Genomic DNA, 18,138 nt, shown 5'->3' with positions numbered 1-18,138 from the left:
TGGCGGTTGACTAATAAATAAATCCGATAGACCAATTCAAACTTTAAATAGTGTTATAATCGGAATAGACAGGCCGAGTTTAACGATGATAGGTTGGAAGAAGCGCAACTGGAAGCAATGGGAGGAATTTAACGTGAGCGATGAAGCAATGGCGTACATAAGGTCGTTAAAGGAGGAGCTCATCGACATCCGTCGGGATCTGCACCGGTACCCGGAGGTGCTGTTCGACGTCGATCGAACCGCAGCCAAGGTTGCCGCTTACTTGACGGAGCTGGGCCTGGATGTTCGGGAAGGCGTGGGCAAGCACTTCGGCAAGGGGGTTATCGGTACGCTGGACAGCGGCCGCCCGGGTCCGGTTATCGTGCTTCGGGCCGACATGGACGCGCTCGCGATCCGGGAGGAGAACACGTTCGAGCACCGCTCCCGGAACGAAGGCGCCATGCACGCTTGCGGGCACGACGCGCACACGGCCATGCTGCTCGGCGCGGCCAAGGCGCTGGCGCGATTCCGCGAGCAGTGGCGCGGCACGGTGCGGTTCGTGTTCCAGCCCGCCGAGGAGAGCGCCTTGCCCAGTCCGCTCGACGGGCGAATGATCAGCGGCGGCAAGGACATGATCGAAGACGGAGCGCTCGCGGGAGCCGACTATGCCTTCGCCCTCCATGTCCAACCGTCGCTGCCCGTCGGCACGCTCGGCATCCATCGCCGCGAATCGATGGCCGCTTCGACGCACTTTCGCATCGCGTTCCAGGGACTGAACGGCCACCACAGCACGCCGCATCTGGCCGTTGACGCGCTGTCCATGGCCGCGCAATTCGTCACCGACGTCAAGATCGCCGTCGCGACGGAGCTCGATCCGATGCAGCCGGCCGTGTTCGCCTTCGGCACCTTGCACGCCGGCACGGCGATCAACGCGATTGCGGGAGAGAGCGAGCTGAGCGGCACCTACCGCGTGTTCCGGACGGAGGACGTGGACAAGCTGCATCGGGTGCTGGAGACGAGGGCCGCCGCAATCGCCGGCGCTTACGGGGGAGGCTATACGTCGCAGTATCGGCTCGGCACGCCGCTGATCAACGACCCGGCCGCCGTCGAGCTGTCGCTGCGGGCGGGAAGGCGGATTCTCGGAGAGGGGAACGTTGTCGTCCTGGAGAAGCCGAGCCTGGCCGGGGAAGACTTCGCCTTGTACTTGCGCGAGGTGCCGGGAGCCTTCGCCTTCCTCGGCGTGGCCGATCCGGCCCGGGAGACCATGCATCCGGTGCATCATCCCCTGTTCGATCTCGACGAGAGTGCGTTGCCCTTGGGCGCAGGCATGTTCCTGCAGTGGGTCAGAGAAGCAAGCGAAGAGCCGAACGTCCGTTAAGACGCCGGCCCTCCTCATTCTTATCCGACTTATCCGACCTATCCGACTTATCCGACCTATCCGACTTATCCGACTTCGACTCCGACCAAGCGCTTGCGAATCTCCTCCCAGTTGAGCTCCTGGGGCAGCACCCCGAGCTCCGCGGCGGCAGCGGCGGCAACGCCCGCATACTGCCCCATGGACACGGCGTTGCCGGTCACGCGATAGCTTGCGTGCGCGAGGTAATCGCCGCTGATGCACCGCCCGGCCAGGAGCAAGCCTTGGACGTCGCGCGCGATCAGCGCGCGCAGCGGAATATCGTACGGCTGCGACCGGACTCCCATGTTCGACAAGCCTTGCTCCTTCCCGTTGCTGCGGGAATCGAACGAATGCACGTCCACGCCGAAGCCGACTCTGGCGACCGCATCCGGGTGCCGCGCGCCGGAGGTCAAGTCGTCGACGGACACGCGATGCAGCCCGTGAATTCTCCGCCCGTCGCGGACGCCGATCTGGTCGGCCGAAGCGACGAGCCGGATGCCCTGCCAGCAGCCGCCAAGCCGATCAAGCGCCTTCACGATGCGCTGCACCTCGGCCCTTCCCCGGATGGTCGCTTGCGTGACCTGCCGCGCATCCAGCGCGTTTACGCCATACCCGTGATTGATCATGATGGCGAGAAGCGAGTCCCGCACCTGGAACAGCGTCGGCCTGGCATAGGAAGGCTCCAGACCGGCGCGGCGAATCTCCTCCAGGAAGCGGGGCCATTGCTGCGGCTCCTCCCCCTGCCAGAAGGAGATATAGGGCTGCAACGCCTGAACGTCCGGCACGGATACGAGCGCCATGAACGTCATCGGCTGCACTTCGTCGGGAGAGCGATAGCCGTAGTCGAAGCCGCAGCCGGCCAAGGCGCCGAGATCGCCGTCGCCCGTCGCATCGACGAACAGCTTGGCCGACCATACCTGCCTGCCGGACTTGGACTCGCTGAAGACGCCCTTCAGCCGGTTGGCCTCGTCCTTCAGCGCCGCGACGACGCGGGTGTGCAACTGCACGTCGACTCCCGCCTCCAGGCACTTCTCCTCCAGCAGCAGCTTCATCTCTTCAATATCGTACGTGAAGCGATCCTCCCGCACCCCGACCTTGGCGCCGCGCTTCTCCAACTCCTCGCGAAGCTCCCGCGTGAATCCCGCTTTGTCGAAGTCGAACACCCACGCCAGTTGCCCGGCCGTCCACACGCCGCCCAGACATCCGGCCGTCTCGAGCAGCAGCGTTCGCGCGCCCGCGCGCGCCGAAGCGATCGCGGCCGCCGAGCCGGCGGGACCTCCCCCGCACACCACGACATCGTATTCCCCGCATACGGGAACCTTCCGATATTCCTCGACATACTCTTGCCTATCCATTGTGCAGTCCTCCATTTCGATTGTCGCGTCCTTCTCCATCGTAGAGAGGTTGCGAGTATTTGCAAATGGAGCCGCTTGCGATATAATATGTCCAAAATTGCAGCGGAGGAAGGGAGGCAAACCGATGCTCGAGCAGCGTTATCCGATGCCCGAATTAAGCTTCTACGCTTATTTCGAACGACGCGACCGGTTTATTTACGAGGTGGAGACGTACCGGGAGTGGACGGTTTTTGCAGTCGAACGCGGCTCCTTCCATTACGAGCTGGACGGCAGCTCGGGAACGGCGGCGTTCGGCGATCTGCTGTTCTGCAAGCCGGGCGTTCCGCTGCGCAGATCGGTCATCGCCCCGCTGACGCTGCAGTTCTTGCGGCTTCGCTGGACGGTCGCCCCTTCCGCGGACACGGACGCCGGCACCGGCGCTTCCCCAATCCCCGAAGGCAAGATCAGCATCCGCAACGTCGAGCGCCTGCAGTACAATTACAAGCAATTGCAGCGCACCTGCCGGATGGCCCCGGATACGGCCGAGGAGCTGCGCAATCATTATATTCGGGATATATGGCTTACCTATCTGTTGGAATCGCTTCCCGAGCCGGAGCTCTTGGGGCCCAGACGCCCCCCGGCCGATTCGCCGATGGGCCAAGCCATGGCTTTGATCGAACGGCGCGCCTTCGACCGCTGCAGCCTGCAGGCTATCGCCTCCGAGCTGCGGTTGTCGTCCTACAGGCTGAGCCGCGAGTTCAAATCGGAGGTCGGCGTCTCTCCGAACCACTACCTCCGGCAGCTCCGGCTCGAGAAGGCCGGGATGCTGCTGGTCGAGACCGACCTGACCTTGGCGCAGATTGCGGAGAGCTGCGGCTACGAATCCGGATTTTACCTGAACAAGCTGTTCCGCAAGCATCTGGGAACAACTCCCGCGTTATATCGCCGCTCCAATCGGCTATGAACATGCCGTCCACTTCAGAATCATGCCGCCGTAAGAGAAGCCGCTGCCGAATCCGAACAGCAGCAGCCGGTCTCCGGCCCGGACTCGGCCTGACTTCACTCCCATGGCCAGCGTAAGCGGAATGCTCGCAGCCGACGTATTGCCGTATTGCTCCATGCTGTACAGCGTTCTGTCCATCGGAATTCCCGTCTTCTCGCATAGCGATTCGACAATTCGCAGATTGGCGCTGTGCGGGATAAACCAGTCGATCCGATCGACGCTCCACTGCGCCTGCTCGAGCAGCTTGTGCACGCCCGGAGGAACCGTGCCCACCGCGAACCGGTACACATCCCTGCCGCTCTGCATCAGCTTCCCGTCGCCGCTCAGCTCGATGCCGTCCAATTCATTCCTTAATCCCGTCCGATAGAGGTGAATGCCTCCGTTGCCGTCGGCTCCGAAGTGCTGCGCGACAACCGCCCCCTCCTCCTCCGTCCTCTCCATCAGCACGACGCCCGCGCCGTCTCCGAACAGAATGCAAGAAGAGCGGTCTCCGTAATCGACGATCTTCGATGCCGTATCCGCGCCCGCCACCAGGATTTTCCGATTCAACCCTGCCGTGATCAAGCCGTTCGCCAGATTCATCGCATAGACGAATCCCGCGCAGGCCGCATTCACATCGAGCGTTCCCGCCGCAGGGATGCCGTAATGGCGCTGAATCAAGCACGCAACCGAAGGAGCCGGGAAGTCGGGGGTGTACGTGGCCACCAGGATCATATCGACGTCCGCAAGAGTACCGTCATAATTCCGAAGAAGATCGTCGATTGCGCCGATGCACAGATGGCTCGTGAACTCGTTCGCTCCGGCGATTCGCCGCTCCCGGATGCCCGTTCGCTGCACGATCCATTCGTCGGTCGTATCCGTCATCGCCTCCAGCTCGAAGTTGTCCAGCACCTGGGAAGGAACATAGCTGCCTATTGCCGTCATCTTGGACTTCGAATTCATTCCGTCAACGCCCTCCTGCCAAACCATCGAAGAAGTGAACAACCCTGCGCGCATATTCCTGCGGATACAGCTTGTAGGAGCCGGTATGCTTCGCCCCCGGAACCTGCCAATAGCTGAACGCGTCGGCGAATCGCTTGGACATCATCTCGCTGTCGGTGCACGGAATCGCATCGTCCTGATCGCCATGAATAAACAGCACCGGCCGGGGGTAGATCTGCTGGATCGATGCCATCGGCTTCACCAATCGGGGATTCTTGCGCATAACGAAGCGAATGGCGAGCACCATCAGCGGGGAAAAAGGGTACTTCGGGAGCTTGGACCAGACCGATAGGTTGTTCAGCAGATAACGAGTCAGATCGCCGAACGGACTATCCGCTACGACTCCGGATACTTCCGCGCTCTTGGCCGCCGCCAGAATGGAGGCGACGGCTCCCATCGAGAAGCCGATCAGGCCGATCGGCTCCTCCCCGCGTGCCTTGCACCAATCGATCGCTCCGAGAATATCCTGCTGCTCATCGAGGCCAATCGTCGTAATATGCCCGCCGGAATCTCCGCAGTTGCGGAAGTCGAACAACACGACATTGAAGTCCCGTTGCACGAATTCCTTGGCCAGGCCAAGCGCCGTTGCATTCTTCTGAAGCCGATTGCCCCTGTATCCATGGGCGAAAATAATCGTCATCTTGGGAGCCCCCGCTGCGGGAAGGAACCATCCCTTCAATTCGACCTGCCGGTCCCGGCTCCGGAACGCGATCGATTCATAAGCCATCCCCTCTTCGCCCGGCGATAGCTGCACCGGCTTCCGCGCAGGGTGCATCAGCTTCCATACGACCGTCAGAGAGATCGAACATACGCCAAGCAGAACAGCCAGCGCCACACTTCCAATCCATACGTTCATCCGTCCCACTACCTTTATCCCAATCTCTCAATCGACTACATGCTACTATTCCAGAATGTCAGTCAGATGACAAAAGCGGCGGATGAGGTTTTTTTGTCGAACCAAAAAAAGACACCCCAGCGGGATCGATATCCCGGTCAAGGCTGTCTTTAACTGGCGGTGCTTAGCGGAATGTGAAGCTCGAAGGCCGACCCGCTCGCGGAGCTGCTCTTCAGCGCAAGATCCCCGCCGAGCGATCGCGCGATCAGACGGCTGAAGGGCAAGCCGAGACCGAGGCCGTGGATCAGCACCTTCTTCTCCGCTCCGCGATAGAACGGCTCGAAGATATCCTTCTGCTCCTCTGCGGGAATGCCGCAGCCCGTATCCTCGACTCGAATGATGCTCCACTCCGGATCGGAGCTTACGGAGATGCGGATCGATCCCTCGCCGGCCGTCGCATCCTTTGCATTATTCAGCAGATTAACGAGAATCTGTTCCAGGCGGGTCGGATCGGTGAATACGATCGGATTCGTCTTCGAGGCCGCCATCTCCAGCCTGACCTCGGTCTGCAAGCGATCCTGCCCGCAGCGCCATCGGTCGATCATGGCCGCTATCGTCTCGTTCAGCGGCGTCGGCTCGTTCCTTACGTTGATGACGCCGGCGGCGAAGCTGTTGAAGTCCAGCAAGTCTTCGACCATCTTCTGCAGCCGATCGCATTCATTCATGCAATGGTCGAGGAACACCTCCGCTTCCTTGCCTCTGACGACCTTCTTGCGCACCGCTTGAAGCAATCCGCTGATCGAGGTGACGGGCGTCTTGAACTCGTGCGTAACCCCGGCCAGCAATTGCGTTCGGAGCGCCTCCAACCGGCTGAGCCGATCCGCCATCTCCTTGAAGGACGAGGCGAGCTCGTGAATCTCCTTCTCTTTGTACTCTTTATCCAGATGAAGATCGTAGTTGCCGGCCACGATCTGCTTCGCCGCCTCCGCCGCTTCCCGAATCGGCGTCATCAGCCTTCGCGTCAACGCGTACACGATCCCCCAGCCGAGCAGCATGAAGAGGCTCAAGAGGATGATTCTGGGGTAGCGGAAGGCGAAGATTCCGTCCAGTACATCCTGCCTCGCAACCGCGTACAGGGCATACCCTGCCGTCCGGTCTGCGACCGCAATCGGCTGGATGCCGACGAAGAGAGGTTTCCTGCCTTCATACGCATCCAGGGCAATGATCTGCGCCCCGCGGGACAGCACCTCCGGCATTCTCTCTGCGATCTGATCGGTCTCCTTCGGAGGGGACGGCGGGAATTGCTGAACAACTCCGCCCTCGCTGTCGAGAATGAACAGGATCGGATCGTCCGGCAATCCATGCCTGGCAGCGAGATCGGACAGGAACCGCTCCATGTCCGGAACCTCGGGAAGCCTGCCTCCATTGTCCTCGGCCGCCGCTCCGATGTCCCGCACGATGTTCTGCAATCGGCTCTTCTGTTGATACAACGCGTTCCAATTGAACAGATACATGGCGAGCAGACCGAGAACCACGATGCTGACGAACAGAATCGTCAAGTAGCGGATGGACCAATAGTAGAGGATGCTCTTACGTTGCGGACTTGACACGGAATTGGTACCCCAATCTCTTGAAAGTAACGATATCCCCTTCCTCCGAGGACCACCCCGCCAGAGACTGGCGAATCCGCTTGATCGCCATATCGACGGCGCGATCGCTCCCGACGTAATCCATGCCCCAGACCGATTCGATCAACTGGTCCCGATCGAACGTCTGGTTCGGATGGCGGGTCAGGAAGAGCAGCAGGGACAAATCCCGCGGCGTCAGGTGCACCGGCTTGCCGTTCAAAGCGATCTCGCTCGCGTTGTAGTCCACCTTGAGGCCGCCGAACAGCGCCGCATTCTCCGTCGCGACCTGCGGCATCCGCCGCAGCACCGCCCTGATGCGCGCCACCACCTCGTCCCCGACGAACGGCTTGCTCAGATAATCGTCGGCGCCGCTGTTCAGCCCCTCGATCCGATAGTTGATATCGCTGAGCGCCGTCAGCATGATGACCGGGCACGAGCTCACCTGCCTGATTCGCTTCAGCACCGTCCAGCCGTCCATCACGGGCAGCGTGATATCGAGCAGCACAAGCGACGGCTTCCCCGATTCGAACAAGCTGACGGCCTGCTCGCCGTTGTAAGCCTGCTCGACCAGGAAGCCCGCCTTCGCCAGGAACGCCTTCAGCACCATGGAGATATTGGCTTCGTCTTCAACAATCAGCACCTTCTGCTTCATTCGTACAATCCCTTCTTGTCCCGGCTCGCGGCCTCATCCAAGATGCGATTCTTCGCTTGTGTTCGAACTTGCGCTGCCTCGACCATACACTTCCAATGTGTCAGTGGGATGACAGAAGCCATCTATGGCTGGAGCAGCCAGCGGTGGACTTCGGGGAACAGCGAGCCCCAGGTGGATTCGTGATGCGTTCCTCCCGGAACGACGTCGAATCGAACGCGCTCCTCCGGGATTCCCGCCGCTAATATCGTCTGGAGGGCCAGCTCGACGTGCTCGCAAGCGATCCGATTAAACTCGGGGTTGTCGGTCTCCAGCTCGCCGATGCTCAGATAGACGCGCAGCGCAGGGGACAGCGCCGACTGCCGGAGCAGCTCCACGATCGCGCCGCCGTCATGCCACATCACGAAGGAGATCCCGCCCACGCGGCCGAAGCGATCCGGATAACGGATGGCGGCGAACAGCGAGACATAGGCGCCGAACGAGCTTCCGACGAGGATCGAATGCTCCGGTTCGGGGAGCGTACGATAATGGCTGTCGATATAAGGCTTGAGCGTCTCCGCCAGGAATGCGGCGTACGCCTCTCCTTTGCCGCCGAAGCCGTATTCCGCGTTAACCGCGAAGTTATATTCGTGATTGCGTTCGTCGCCCCCATGGTCAATTGCGACTACGATCGTCTCCAGCTCGGGGTCCTCCAGCTTCTCCAACGTCTCGTCGACGCCCCACTCGCTCCCCCAGGACGTCGCTTGATCGAATACGTTCTGACCGTCATGCATATAGAAGACCGGGTAGCTGCGCTCCCCGCCGTGATAGCTCCTCGGCAAGTAAATCCACACCCTGCGCTCGGTCTGAAGCTGCGGAATCGGGAAGGCCTCGATAATCCGAACGTCGCCAACAATGGTGTGAACGGCCTCGTCCGCAAGAACTTCTCTCCAAGGCAAAGCAACATTAATGGTCATAAGCGGCACTCCCAGCAATTGTGTTTACTAGAATCGTAACCTGCAGCTCAGCGGGATGCAATGGCTTTTGACTATTAAGACAGAGAACGTTGAATTCGGACAGTTGTTTGGATTGAAGTTCCTAGCGTCTAGTCTAAGCGGCTGAGACTGCTACCTTATTGTTGGACATATCATTTTCTTTCGGTGTTACATATTGTTTCCAACCTTTATGCGTAAAAAATCGTCAATAATACAGATAATCTTCGCAAGGATCTGGAATAAGGAATAAATGTAAATTTAGTTCTATTTACCCTTTTACTAAAAGTAATATAATGATAAATTATACCCGCCCCTGGGAACAAACAACGAATGGACGGTGAGCTATGTTGAAGAATAAGGTGTTAACGATAAAAAAGGACAAGACCATAAAATCAATTATGGCCCTATCTCTTTTCACTATTCTTTGTGTTAATCAATCTGCTTCAGCTTATGTAACTCCTTCACGTTCAATTTCCATAGATACTACATGTCCTGTAGGAAGCACTAGCTATGTTTTAGGTAGCGACCGAGGTACCGATAATGGTCTTTATCCTGCAACGGAATTGGGACGTGCTTATTTCAACTGGTACACGAATGGAGTATTTACTGGTAGCAAGTTGGCAGAAGATAGTACTCCACCAATTAATGTTGAAGCTAAAACAACTGCCTGCACGCATGCTTCGTCAAATGATTATGAAATGAGATGGAGTGAGCACTGGGAATTTGAAGATGGGAACGATTATGATTTTGCCGGAACCGAGACTTGGGAGGGGTATTAATGAAAAAAACACTGCAAAAAGCTTTTCTTGCGTGTATCGCGGCTGGCGGAACATTCTTTGGAATTTCGCAATTAACAAATGCGGATCAGCCGGAGACCTTCCAGCAAACACTTGAGCAGGGGACGGCACATATTAATCTCCATAAACCTTTTCTGCAAACAAAAAAGCCTGAAGTGGCTGCGTTCCTCCAAAGCAGTTGGGAGCGAGGTGAAGCGGCTGTCCTGACAGAGTTGGGGGAAGAATCCAAATCGGAGTGGACGCTGGTGAATGCAGGCGATGTCGATCTGGAGTTGACCAACGGAATGACGATCGACGAAGCCTCCTCGTTTAATCGGGTGCTTATGGGCAAAGAAGCGAATGGAGCCTTGGAGATTGGCGATGTATTCCCCGCTGTGCTGATCCGATCCGATCAGCAACGGGTCATTCAGTTCTGGGAACGTAAAGATGGCAACTTCGTATATTTCGATATGCAAAGGAATGATTCGAAGGAATGGAGTCTTGTGCGGGGACCTGTTGAGATAACCACTTCAACGACGGAATAAGCTAAGGAATACAACAAGGGCGGGATATCGAATAGATAACCCGCCCTTGTTGTGCGCAAAAAATTCGGCAACATAATAAGATTTGGAGAAGTATTGAACGCTCCGTCACACTTTATCTCCTCTATTCGCCCGGGACCAGATCACGAAGGGAATAAGCAGCAACGACAGAATCGCTCCGGACAGGGACAGCGTCGCGTAGCTCGTCTGAGCGACAACCATGCCGGACAGCGCGCCTCCGGAAGCGCCGCCGAGCGCGACCAGGACGTCGATGGAGCCTTGAGTCTTGGCGCGCTCCCGGGGAGCCGTCGCGTCGACGATTGCCGCCGTTCCGCTAATGAACCCGAAGTTCCAGCCCAATCCGAGCAGCGCCAATGCCGCAACAAGCAGAATCATGGAATCGCCGGGAGCGAGCGCCGCCAACAGCCCGGAGAGCAGCAAGGTTAACCCCGCCATATAAGACATCATCGTGCGGCCGAATTTATCGACGAGATAACCCGTAAGGGGGGACGGCAGATACATAGCGGCCACATGAAGGCCGATGACCAGTCCCACTTCGCCCAAGCTGTGGCCATGATGCTTCATGTGCACGGGCGTCATCGTCATAATCGCTACCATGACAACTTGAGTGAGCAGCATGACGGTTGCGCCGATAACGATTCCTTTGGCGTTGCCTTTTTGCTCTTGCGCAGCAGGCTGGTCATGCTGTGCAACAGCGGCACCTTGCAAGAATTGATCCTCCGCAATCGCTTTGGCCACAATAAGCGGGTCCGGCCGCAGGAACAACAACAAGACAATCCCGGCTGCGATATAGGCGAGTGCGGCCAACATGAAGGGGCCGGACAATGGAGGAGCGCCGACCGAAGCGGCGAAGCGGCCCGTCGCCGTCACAAGATTGGGGCCGGCAACCGCGCCGAAGGTCGTGAACACCATCGCCATGCTGACCGCTTGGGCCCGATGGGCGGGCAGCGCCAGATCCGTCCCCGCATAACGCGCCTGCAGATTGGTCGCCGTTCCCCCTCCATACACGAGCATGGACAGGAACAGCAGCGGGATACTGTCCAGAATAGCGGCGCCGACGACGCCAATGGCTCCTATGCCGCCGGCCATAAAACCGGCGGCCAACCCGACGCGGCGGCTTAACCGTTGCGACAGGCGGCCGACCAGGAGCGCGGCGATAGCCGAACCCAGCGTAAACAATGCCGTGGGAACCCCGGAATACCGATCCGTGCCAAGCATGGCTTGCGCCAGCAGCGCGCCAACCGTAATGCCTGCCGCCAGACCCGCTCCGCCGAAAATTTGGGAGACAATGACGACTCTCAACGTTCTTGCGTGCAACTGGCGTTGCTTCTCCGGCGATCTCACGTATTCCATAATCGGATTTGTCACGCTCAGGGCATGACCGTCAAGCTCTAACGGATTCTCAGCCATCGTGTTCTCCTCTGCCGCACATAAATTCTACTTTTCAATCGAATAATTGAATTATAGGTGCCGTCTCCCCCTACTGTCAATACAGAGGATTATATGATAAAATTCAATCAACTATTTGAATTCAAAGCCCGAAAGAAGGAATTCACAATGAACTGGAGAGAGATCTCAACGCTTGACGAGTGGAATGCCCTTATCGCGAAATCCTCCGAACGCGGACAGGTTATCCTGAAGCACAGCACAACTTGTCCCGTCAGCGCCAATGCGCTTCGCGAATACGAAGAGTATCTGAAGGGTTCGCCTAATCCCGACGTGGACTACACGCTTGTTAAGGTGATCGAATCCCGTCCCGTATCGAATCGGATCGCCGAGGATTTGAATGTCAAGCACGAGTCGCCGCAGATTATTTACGTGAAGGACAAGGCAAAATATTGGAGCACCACACACTGGTCCGTCACCAAAGCGCACATCACAGCCGTTTTAGACTAACCCCGCGTCGGCAATAGCATAATGCTATTGCCGATTTTTCCAATTCTATAGTAGAAATGAGGTCAACGAAGATGGAGGACGTCCTGGGCTCCGCGAAGTCCTTAAAGGAGGATTTGTACAAGCAGTTCGCGAGGATCGGCAAAAGCGTATCGAGCGACAAACGATTGGAACTATTGATGCTGCTCTCCCAAGGCCCCAAAACCGTGGAGAAGCTGGCTTCCTGCACGGCTATGACCGTTGCCAACGTGTCTCGGCATCTTCAGATTCTGCTGGAAGCCAAGCTCGTTAAATTCGTCAAGAACAAAACATATGCCATCTACTCTCTGGCCGATCCGGCCGTTGTCGACTTCCTGTCGTCGCTCTGGCGAATCAGCGAGAAGCAGCTGCCGGACATCGGCAAGCTGAAGGACGACTTCCTCAATGACCTGGATGGCATTCAAACGTTGACGATGGATGAAGTCATGACCAAAGTGAACAATGAATCCATTCTGCTGCTCGATGTGAGACCAAGAGAGGAGTACGATGCGGGGCATATCGTCGGCGCCATCTCCGTACCGATGGAGGAGTTGGACAGCTTCATGCGGGACAGGCCCGATGTTGCTGAAGTGATCGCCTACTGCAGGGGCCCCTTGTGCGTTTACTCTGCCATCGCTGCGGAGAAGCTGCAGGCCAACGGGATTACCGCTTATCGGATGGACGCAGGAGTCAACGAATGGGAAGAACACTTCCAGCTTAAGGCGCTATGATGGCAACCACGGGTCAAGACGATCTGCGAATCCAACGGACGAGGCAGTTGCTGCACGACGCTCTGGTCCTTCTGCTGCAAGAGAAACCGTTCTATAAGATATCCGTCAACGAGTTGGCCATGCGGGCGGGAATCAACCGAGTCACCTTCTACTTGCACTACAAGAACATCGATGAGTTTATCGAGCGGTTCCTAGAGGGTTATGTTGTGAAAATAAAAGAGGTTTTGTTGCGCTACTACGATCAAGCTTTGCCCCGGGAGGCGCGGGAGAAGCGGATCTTCGAGCACCTCTTGACGTATATCCAGCACAATAAGACGGTGTATCGCCTGTTGTTCGTGCAGAAGGCGTTGCCGCAATTCGATAAGCGGGTCATGGAATCGTTGAGGTCGCCAAGCGCGGATCACATGCATGAATACAGGCAGTCCGTCTCCGACTATGAGATGCCGAGGGAGGTCGTTTCCTGGTATGCCATCTCGGCGATGATCGGTACGATCACGTTCTGGCTCGAGCAGGATCTTCCGTATTCCCCCAACTACCTCGCCGACAAAATCGTGCGGTTAAACCCGTTGCGCAATCTGCTGTAACCGATAAATTTCGCGGCAAACTGTCTAAGTTGCGCACGATAGTTTACAGTTCTGCGGAACTGTCGTTTATTTGACGGCTGAGCGCAAGCTGTAAATTGCAACGGATGTTAGAGTCGAAGAGCTGCCTGTGCCGAAGATCGGACCGAGAGACGTATTGCTCCGCAACCTCATTCTGCAGCCCTTCGGCGCCGTCCTCGGCTTCCGCTACGATCCGAATGCCCATGGCCTCCCAGTCAATTAAATCCCTGAGACCTTCGACAGCAATATAATCATCGTCGACAATCATCATCCTATACATGCTTCGATCCCCCCGGGTCCTAACAATGAAAGAGAATGTCCGTATAATAATAGTTTCCCCCGGGCTGGGACGTATTTCTCGTGGCAACCGGCAGCACGTACACCTCCGGCGCCAGCCCCTCCTGCTTGACCGCCTCCACCTCCAGCGCATAACGTCCGGCAGGCAGCGTCAGCTCGACATATTGCTCATCGGACGGTCTGTGATAGGCGGGCATGAATTCCTGCGCCTCCTTGCAATCGATGACCGGCTTGCCGTCCAGCTTCACGCGAACCGGACCGGCCGATGCCGCGATCAGCCGAAGCTCGCGCTCGGACGGAATATTCAGCACGGTGGAGGCATAGTACACTTCGCCCGATGGCGCTGTGGACGGCCCGCCCCATTCGATCCGGTTGCCATGGATGACCGTCGCTCGCTCGTCCCCGCTTGCCGGATCTCGCAAAATCCATTCGGACGCCGCGACGAGCGAGAACGCGACGCGCTCCTCGGACCACTTGCGAGCATCGTGCTCTCTTGTCCAGCACAGTCCCAGCTCGTAGGATGCCGCCTGTTCGCTCCCCGCCTTCACGGATATCGTCCATTCCTTCGAATCGCCCGGCGCCAGCTCCACGGCCAGAGCCTGCGGCCCTTCCCATCCGACAGGAAGCACGACGGACAACGTGCCGATCAATGTCTCGCAGGAGAGATTCTTAAAAACGGCTTGCATCGATTTGGTCTGGCCTGCCGCGATCGACGGACCTGCTTCACCGTAGTTCAATCGGAGCTCCATGTCCGGCTGAAGCTTCGTTCCCCGAGGAAGCAGGTACCGGTTCTCCTGCACGCTTCGGTGCTGCAGCTCCTTCGCTGCGGCATTGGAGACGGCTTGCAGATTCCAGGACGTCGGCAGCTCGGGATGAACAAGAATATCCGTCTCCCACCAGGCAAGCACCTTTCGCCCCGCCGAGATCGTGCGGCGCGTCAGCTCGTCCAGATCCTTCGGCGCCGGGAAACCTTTGATCGGAGGACTGACAACGACACGGCTGCCGACCGGTCCGACCCACTTCTTGGGAAGCCCTTCGGGGCCGAGCAGCATACCCAGAATCGATCCTAGGGTCGCTGCCGTGCAGTCCGTGTCGTACCCGCAATTCGTCGCCTTCAGTATGGCATCTTCGAAATCTTCGCCGTACAGCCAGCCAAGAATCGTGAACGCAATATTTTGCGGAGCGTCGGTGAAGTTGTCGCTGCCATGATGATGCAAAATCAGGTTGCGCGCCTCGATCCAGTCCTTTCCTTCCTTGTGCCATTTCATTAAATCCCTCAATGCAAGGGCCGTCCTGCTTTGCTCGGGTACGTATGACATGCCGAGCTCAATCAACTTGTCGCGGTCCTCCTCGAAGAAGATGGCACTTTCGATCGCTGCGAAAAACATCTCTCCGTATACGCCTTCGCCGCCTGCATGATCGACAATCGCATCTTGATAGGCGTACCAAGCCGCCACCTCCGGGGCGCCGGGCGCAACCATCGCCCAGATCTCGGAGCGAATCGGCGACCCCATGCAGTCTGCAAACGGATTGTTGAACCAGCCCGCTACCGGCGCCTCAAGACCTCTCCGCAGATTGGCGAGCGCGTAGCCGTACTCGTCAAAAGGGAAAAACACATGTTCCTTCCACTCCTGCCCCAGCTCGCGAGCTGTCAAGCCGGGGCCATATTGCTCCAGCGCATGCAGCCACACCAACTGCAGATCGAGATCGTCGTTCTCCAGGGGGCCGTCCTGCAGGACCGGATAGAAGTCAAGCGCCAGCAGCTCCTTTTTCCCCTCTACGGGTGCGCCCAGCGTGCCGCCGATATTTTTGCCGAGCCAGCCGCCATAAACCTTGCGATAATATTCACTTTCGTTTAGAATGCTTACTTTCATTCGTCTAACCTCCCGAAAATGGTATAGTAATGATGAACGCGTTCTCCGTTGCATGCCCCAGTATAGACTGATGTCCGGTCGACCGACCATGCACGTGAATGTGTTCCAGCCCCATTCAAAACTTGGAGGTAATCATGTATTTTGCCATGTCGCGGCTGTCATCCCTTGATGTCAGATGGGCCGGTCTAGTCGATGCCAACCATCCGGAATTCATGAAAAACCACCATAACCCGCATTACGAACTGATTGTGGTTGCCGATGGGAACATTCGCTTGCAAATGAAAGACGAGCTCCTGACGCTGCAATCGGGCGATGTGCTGCTGCTGACCCCCTGGGAGCAGCATCGGGGCTGTAAGCCCCATGAACGCAGCGGCCGCTTTTTCTGGGTACAGTTCACCTGCGAGCCAGGACTGACGCCACTTGGATCAGATCATGCGCCACATCTTAATATCATCCAAGCCTCGCGGTCCGAGTTGTATACGATCGGGCGCAGCCATGACGAACAGCTCATCCTCCCCAGGCGGCATCGCACCTCGCTGCAGTACAAGATTCTGAGCATCTTCGAGCAGCTCGTGGAGACGATAAAGCGTCCCAGAGGGTACTACAGGTATTTTGCGGCCATTCAGCTTTCCGAGATGCTGTGGCAGATTGCCACGGAAGTATTGGATCATAGCGAGAAGGACACCTTGTTCCCGGTATCCTATTTAACGTTTCGCGGATTGCTCAGTCATATCAACAATTACTTCGAAAGCGAGCTGGACCGGGAGCAGTTGGAGCGGGTAACCGATAGAAAATACGAATATTTATGCCAGATTTTCAAAAAGTACGCCGGCATGTCGATTTTCCAATATGTGCAGGAATTGCGCGTGAAGCGAGCGGAGCATCTGCTTGTCCATACCAAAAAGACGGTCCGCGAAATCGCGGAAACCGTCGGCTATTCGGACCCTTTCTACTTCAGCCGTCTCTTCAAAAAGGTAACGGGACTTCCTCCCCAGGCTTATCGGGCGCAAAAGGCTACGTTGTAAAACGCAGCGGCGTTCTTGCCGAATAAGGCGGCGCGATCGCCCCCGGTCCAGCCGCTCGGAACGAAGTCGACTGCCGCTTGCAAAACCGCGGGATACGTGGACGATTCCAGGCAAACCGGCCAGTCGCTCCCGTACATCACCCGATTCGGACCGAACGTATCCAGCACATGGCGGACATACGGGCGTGCATCCTCCAGCCCCCACTTGCGGCCGGGCTCTGCAGAGAAACCGGATATTTTGGCATAGATCCCGCCGTGGCCCGCCAACTCCGCAATCTCCTGGCTCCAGGGCAGCCAAGCGCTGCGATCGATCTCCGGCTTGGCCAAGTGATCGACGACCGCACGCAGCTTCGGCACCCGATCGGCCAGGCGGATCAGATCCGGGAGATGGCGCGGGCGAGCCTGCAGGTCGATCGGACAATCGGCATCCGACAGCAGGCGGATGTTCCCCGCTACCGTATCCTGCACGATCCAGCCGTCGGGAAGATCCTGAATCATCGGGCGAATGCCGACGAATAACGGGTGCTCCCGCATTCTGACGAACGCTCGCTCCATCTGCGTGTCCGTCAGATCAAGCCACCCTACTACGCCGGCCAGCGTCCGCTCCGTCTCGCCCAAGCGAAGCAAATAGCGCGTCTCCTCCACCGAAGGAGCGGCCTGAACCGCGATCGTCGCATCGAATTCGAATTGGGATAATAATGGCTTAAGCTCCTCCGGGCCGTAATTCCGATACAGAATCCCTTTATCCGGCGTCAGCCACCCGTAGTCCGTTCGCCCAATCGACCAGTAGTGCTGGTGGGCATCGATTCTCATTTCGACCGCTCCCTTTTTTTTGCAGACAGTCTCCGCCTTATTCTCTCACTGCAAGTATAGTCCGGTATCTGAACGACCTGCCATATACACAATTGAGTTCTGTGCGGTACTCGCCTCTTAATATCGTCCATGCGGTCACAGGCACGCTGCCCGCTTATATCGAAGCAGATGGCATCGTCGATTCCCCGAATCCGGTACTCCTCATGAGCGCCTGGCGCCAATCTCGCGATTTTCCATCACCCGGATGGCATCCGCACCCCATTGGATCGCTTCGCCAAACTCTCGCAACGACTTCATATTCGCCTTCTCCTCATCTGCAGGTTCATATTCTGCCGCATCTCCGCATTCTTCCAAACTGCGCTTTCGGCTAATCATAGATTTCGTTCTCTTGTTGTCGTTCCCTTGTTGTCGTTATCCTGCTATCGCTATCCTGCTCGCAGCCCCGCAAGGCTGTTCGCCCCTCCGATCCGATGAGTTTTGCGATTTTATATGATTTTTCAGGCTGTTGAAAAAGACATTTCAATTAATTAACGCGGTAATGTGTTATAATATAGAAAAAGCGAATGAATGTGGGGGACGAGCATGAGCTCCGAGCATCTCAACCAAGGAAGATTTCAAGTCGAAATGGCCAGTACGGATATGTTAGTTCCTGAAGATCACTTGCTCCGGCTAATCGATATGCATATCGACTTCTCCTTTATTACGGAGAAAACGAAGCCCTTCTACACGAGTACGACGGGCCGTCCCCCCATTCCGCCGATTCGTCTC

The 18,138-nt window shown here is 57.3% G+C and carries 19 protein-coding genes and 1 pseudogene; 9 read left to right on the top strand and 11 right to left on the bottom strand.

The window, feature by feature from the left end:
- Positions 1-133: 133 nt before the first annotated feature.
- Positions 134-1,357 carry a M20 metallopeptidase family protein gene (locus tag E6C55_RS22080; protein WP_230986812.1) on the top strand — a complete coding sequence of 408 codons (1,224 nt, stop codon included), beginning with the start codon at positions 134-136 and terminating at the stop codon, positions 1,355-1,357.
- Positions 1,358-1,422: 65 nt separating this feature from the next.
- Here the strand turns inward: E6C55_RS22080 and E6C55_RS22075 are convergent, their stop codons facing one another.
- Positions 1,423-2,730 (bottom strand): FAD-dependent oxidoreductase, encoded by a 1,308-nt coding sequence (locus E6C55_RS22075; RefSeq protein ID WP_168735807.1) that lies wholly within the window; start codon positions 2,728-2,730, stop codon positions 1,423-1,425.
- Between the two features lie 124 nt (positions 2,731-2,854).
- On the opposite strand from E6C55_RS22075, the gene E6C55_RS22070 reads away from it, so the two are divergent.
- On the top strand, positions 2,855-3,673 hold the full coding sequence (locus E6C55_RS22070; protein WP_136371992.1) for a helix-turn-helix domain-containing protein: 819 nt from the start codon (positions 2,855-2,857) through the stop codon (positions 3,671-3,673).
- Here E6C55_RS22070 and E6C55_RS22065 read toward each other — a convergent pair.
- From E6C55_RS22065 to E6C55_RS22045, 5 genes are all read right to left on the bottom strand, one after another.
- Positions 3,668-4,654: a ketoacyl-ACP synthase III gene (locus E6C55_RS22065; protein WP_136371991.1), complete on the bottom strand. Its 987-nt coding sequence runs from the start codon at positions 4,652-4,654 to the stop codon at positions 3,668-3,670. The two genes, E6C55_RS22070 and E6C55_RS22065, sit on opposite strands and share 6 nt — an antisense overlap.
- 4 nt (positions 4,655-4,658) lie before the next feature.
- Complete coding sequence (locus E6C55_RS22060; RefSeq protein WP_136371990.1) at positions 4,659-5,549, bottom strand: alpha/beta hydrolase; 891 nt, start codon at positions 5,547-5,549, stop codon at positions 4,659-4,661.
- Between the two features lie 149 nt (positions 5,550-5,698).
- On the bottom strand, positions 5,699-7,138 hold the full coding sequence (locus E6C55_RS22055) for a HAMP domain-containing sensor histidine kinase (protein ID WP_136371989.1): 1,440 nt from the start codon (positions 7,136-7,138) through the stop codon (positions 5,699-5,701).
- Positions 7,119-7,808, bottom strand: coding sequence for a response regulator transcription factor (locus E6C55_RS22050; protein WP_136371988.1), 690 nt, complete (start codon positions 7,806-7,808; stop codon positions 7,119-7,121). Before E6C55_RS22050 ends, E6C55_RS22055 begins: the two co-directional genes overlap by 20 nt.
- 122 nt (positions 7,809-7,930) lie before the next feature.
- Positions 7,931-8,761 carry an alpha/beta hydrolase gene (locus tag E6C55_RS22045; RefSeq protein ID WP_136371987.1) on the bottom strand — a complete coding sequence of 277 codons (831 nt, stop codon included), beginning with the start codon at positions 8,759-8,761 and terminating at the stop codon, positions 7,931-7,933.
- Positions 8,762-9,123: 362 nt separating this feature from the next.
- Between E6C55_RS22045 and E6C55_RS22040 the strand changes: the two genes are divergently transcribed.
- Both E6C55_RS22040 and E6C55_RS22035 read left to right on the top strand, forming a co-directional pair.
- Positions 9,124-9,558 carry a hypothetical protein gene (locus E6C55_RS22040; RefSeq protein WP_136371986.1) on the top strand — a complete coding sequence of 145 codons (435 nt, stop codon included), beginning with the start codon at positions 9,124-9,126 and terminating at the stop codon, positions 9,556-9,558.
- Positions 9,558-10,100 (top strand): uL14 family ribosomal protein, encoded by a 543-nt coding sequence (locus tag E6C55_RS22035; RefSeq protein WP_136371985.1) that lies wholly within the window; start codon positions 9,558-9,560, stop codon positions 10,098-10,100. The genes E6C55_RS22040 and E6C55_RS22035 overlap by 1 nt, the downstream gene beginning before the upstream one ends.
- Positions 10,101-10,205: 105 nt before the next feature.
- Here the strand turns inward: E6C55_RS22035 and E6C55_RS22030 are convergent, their stop codons facing one another.
- Positions 10,206-11,471 carry an MFS transporter gene (locus E6C55_RS22030; RefSeq protein ID WP_230986814.1) on the bottom strand — a complete coding sequence of 422 codons (1,266 nt, stop codon included), beginning with the start codon at positions 11,469-11,471 and terminating at the stop codon, positions 10,206-10,208.
- Positions 11,472-11,675: 204 nt separating this feature from the next.
- Between E6C55_RS22030 and ytxJ the strand changes: the two genes are divergently transcribed.
- From ytxJ to E6C55_RS22015, 3 genes are all read left to right on the top strand, one after another.
- Positions 11,676-12,014, top strand: coding sequence for a bacillithiol system redox-active protein YtxJ (ytxJ, locus tag E6C55_RS22025; RefSeq protein ID WP_136371983.1), 339 nt, complete (start codon positions 11,676-11,678; stop codon positions 12,012-12,014).
- A 71-nt stretch (positions 12,015-12,085) separates the two neighbouring features.
- Positions 12,086-12,760, top strand: coding sequence for an ArsR/SmtB family transcription factor (locus tag E6C55_RS22020; protein ID WP_136371982.1), 675 nt, complete (start codon positions 12,086-12,088; stop codon positions 12,758-12,760).
- Complete coding sequence (locus tag E6C55_RS22015; protein WP_136371981.1) at positions 12,757-13,344, top strand: TetR/AcrR family transcriptional regulator; 588 nt, start codon at positions 12,757-12,759, stop codon at positions 13,342-13,344. The genes E6C55_RS22020 and E6C55_RS22015 overlap by 4 nt, the downstream gene beginning before the upstream one ends.
- Before the next feature lie 43 nt (positions 13,345-13,387).
- Here E6C55_RS22015 and E6C55_RS22010 read toward each other — a convergent pair whose 3' ends face one another.
- Both E6C55_RS22010 and E6C55_RS22005 read right to left on the bottom strand, forming a co-directional pair.
- Entirely contained in the window at positions 13,388-13,642 is a 255-nt protein-coding gene (locus E6C55_RS22010) for a response regulator (protein WP_136371980.1), read from the bottom strand.
- A gap of 19 nt (positions 13,643-13,661) precedes the next feature.
- Positions 13,662-15,533, bottom strand: coding sequence for an ADP-ribosylglycohydrolase family protein (locus E6C55_RS22005; RefSeq protein WP_168735806.1), 1,872 nt, complete (start codon positions 15,531-15,533; stop codon positions 13,662-13,664).
- 134 nt (positions 15,534-15,667) lie between these two features.
- On the opposite strand from E6C55_RS22005, the gene E6C55_RS22000 reads away from it, so the two are divergent.
- Positions 15,668-16,558, top strand: a complete 891-nt coding sequence (locus E6C55_RS22000; RefSeq protein WP_168735805.1) for a helix-turn-helix domain-containing protein — start codon at positions 15,668-15,670, stop codon at positions 16,556-16,558.
- On the opposite strand, the gene E6C55_RS21995 is transcribed toward E6C55_RS22000, so the two are convergent.
- Together E6C55_RS21995 and E6C55_RS33920 are read right to left on the bottom strand one after the other, a co-directional pair.
- Positions 16,531-17,370 (bottom strand): amidohydrolase family protein, encoded by an 840-nt coding sequence (locus E6C55_RS21995; protein WP_136371977.1) that lies wholly within the window; start codon positions 17,368-17,370, stop codon positions 16,531-16,533. The genes E6C55_RS22000 and E6C55_RS21995 overlap by 28 nt on opposite strands.
- A gap of 201 nt (positions 17,371-17,571) precedes the next feature.
- The gene (locus E6C55_RS33920) at positions 17,572-17,745 is read right to left on the bottom strand and encodes a hypothetical protein (RefSeq protein WP_168735804.1); all 174 of its coding nucleotides are present in this window, start codon (positions 17,743-17,745) and stop codon (positions 17,572-17,574) included.
- Positions 17,746-17,952: 207 nt separating this feature from the next.
- On the opposite strand from E6C55_RS33920, the pseudogene E6C55_RS34255 reads away from it, so the two are divergent.
- Positions 17,953-18,138: pseudogene (locus E6C55_RS34255) on the top strand (IS5/IS1182 family transposase); the annotation flags it as partial.

The sequence above is a fragment of the Cohnella fermenti genome, from assembly GCF_004801405.1.
In the GTDB taxonomy this organism is placed as follows: domain Bacteria; phylum Bacillota; class Bacilli; order Paenibacillales; family Paenibacillaceae; genus Cohnella; species Cohnella fermenti.
Note: the sequence above shows the minus strand (reverse complement) of the source record. Positions and strands in the feature narration are given on the sequence as shown.

What these genes read in the sequence shown, in the direction of transcription:
- E6C55_RS22075 (WP_168735807.1), bottom strand. Translation starts at nt 2,730, where the DNA reads ATGGATAGGCAAGAGTATGTCGAGGAATATCGGAAGGTTCCCGTATGC.
- E6C55_RS22070 (WP_136371992.1), top strand. Translation starts at nt 2,855, where the DNA reads ATGCTCGAGCAGCGTTATCCGATGCCCGAATTAAGCTTCTACGCTTAT.
- E6C55_RS22065 (WP_136371991.1), bottom strand. Translation starts at nt 4,654, where the DNA reads ATGAATTCGAAGTCCAAGATGACGGCAATAGGCAGCTATGTTCCTTCC.
- E6C55_RS22060 (WP_136371990.1), bottom strand. Translation starts at nt 5,549, where the DNA reads ATGAACGTATGGATTGGAAGTGTGGCGCTGGCTGTTCTGCTTGGCGTA.
- E6C55_RS22050 (WP_136371988.1), bottom strand. Translation starts at nt 7,808, where the DNA reads ATGAAGCAGAAGGTGCTGATTGTTGAAGACGAAGCCAATATCTCCATG.
- E6C55_RS22045 (WP_136371987.1), bottom strand. Translation starts at nt 8,761, where the DNA reads ATGACCATTAATGTTGCTTTGCCTTGGAGAGAAGTTCTTGCGGACGAG.
- E6C55_RS22040 (WP_136371986.1), top strand. Translation starts at nt 9,124, where the DNA reads ATGTTGAAGAATAAGGTGTTAACGATAAAAAAGGACAAGACCATAAAA.
- E6C55_RS22035 (WP_136371985.1), top strand. Translation starts at nt 9,558, where the DNA reads ATGAAAAAAACACTGCAAAAAGCTTTTCTTGCGTGTATCGCGGCTGGC.
- E6C55_RS22030 (WP_230986814.1), bottom strand. Translation starts at nt 11,471, where the DNA reads ATGGAATACGTGAGATCGCCGGAGAAGCAACGCCAGTTGCACGCAAGA.
- ytxJ (WP_136371983.1), top strand. Translation starts at nt 11,676, where the DNA reads ATGAACTGGAGAGAGATCTCAACGCTTGACGAGTGGAATGCCCTTATC.
- E6C55_RS22020 (WP_136371982.1), top strand. Translation starts at nt 12,086, where the DNA reads ATGGAGGACGTCCTGGGCTCCGCGAAGTCCTTAAAGGAGGATTTGTAC.
- E6C55_RS22015 (WP_136371981.1), top strand. Translation starts at nt 12,757, where the DNA reads ATGATGGCAACCACGGGTCAAGACGATCTGCGAATCCAACGGACGAGG.
- E6C55_RS22010 (WP_136371980.1), bottom strand. Translation starts at nt 13,642, where the DNA reads ATGTATAGGATGATGATTGTCGACGATGATTATATTGCTGTCGAAGGT.
- E6C55_RS22005 (WP_168735806.1), bottom strand. Translation starts at nt 15,533, where the DNA reads ATGAAAGTAAGCATTCTAAACGAAAGTGAATATTATCGCAAGGTTTAT.
- E6C55_RS22000 (WP_168735805.1), top strand. Translation starts at nt 15,668, where the DNA reads ATGTATTTTGCCATGTCGCGGCTGTCATCCCTTGATGTCAGATGGGCC.
- E6C55_RS21995 (WP_136371977.1), bottom strand. Translation starts at nt 17,370, where the DNA reads ATGAGAATCGATGCCCACCAGCACTACTGGTCGATTGGGCGAACGGAC.
- E6C55_RS33920 (WP_168735804.1), bottom strand. Translation starts at nt 17,745, where the DNA reads ATGATTAGCCGAAAGCGCAGTTTGGAAGAATGCGGAGATGCGGCAGAA.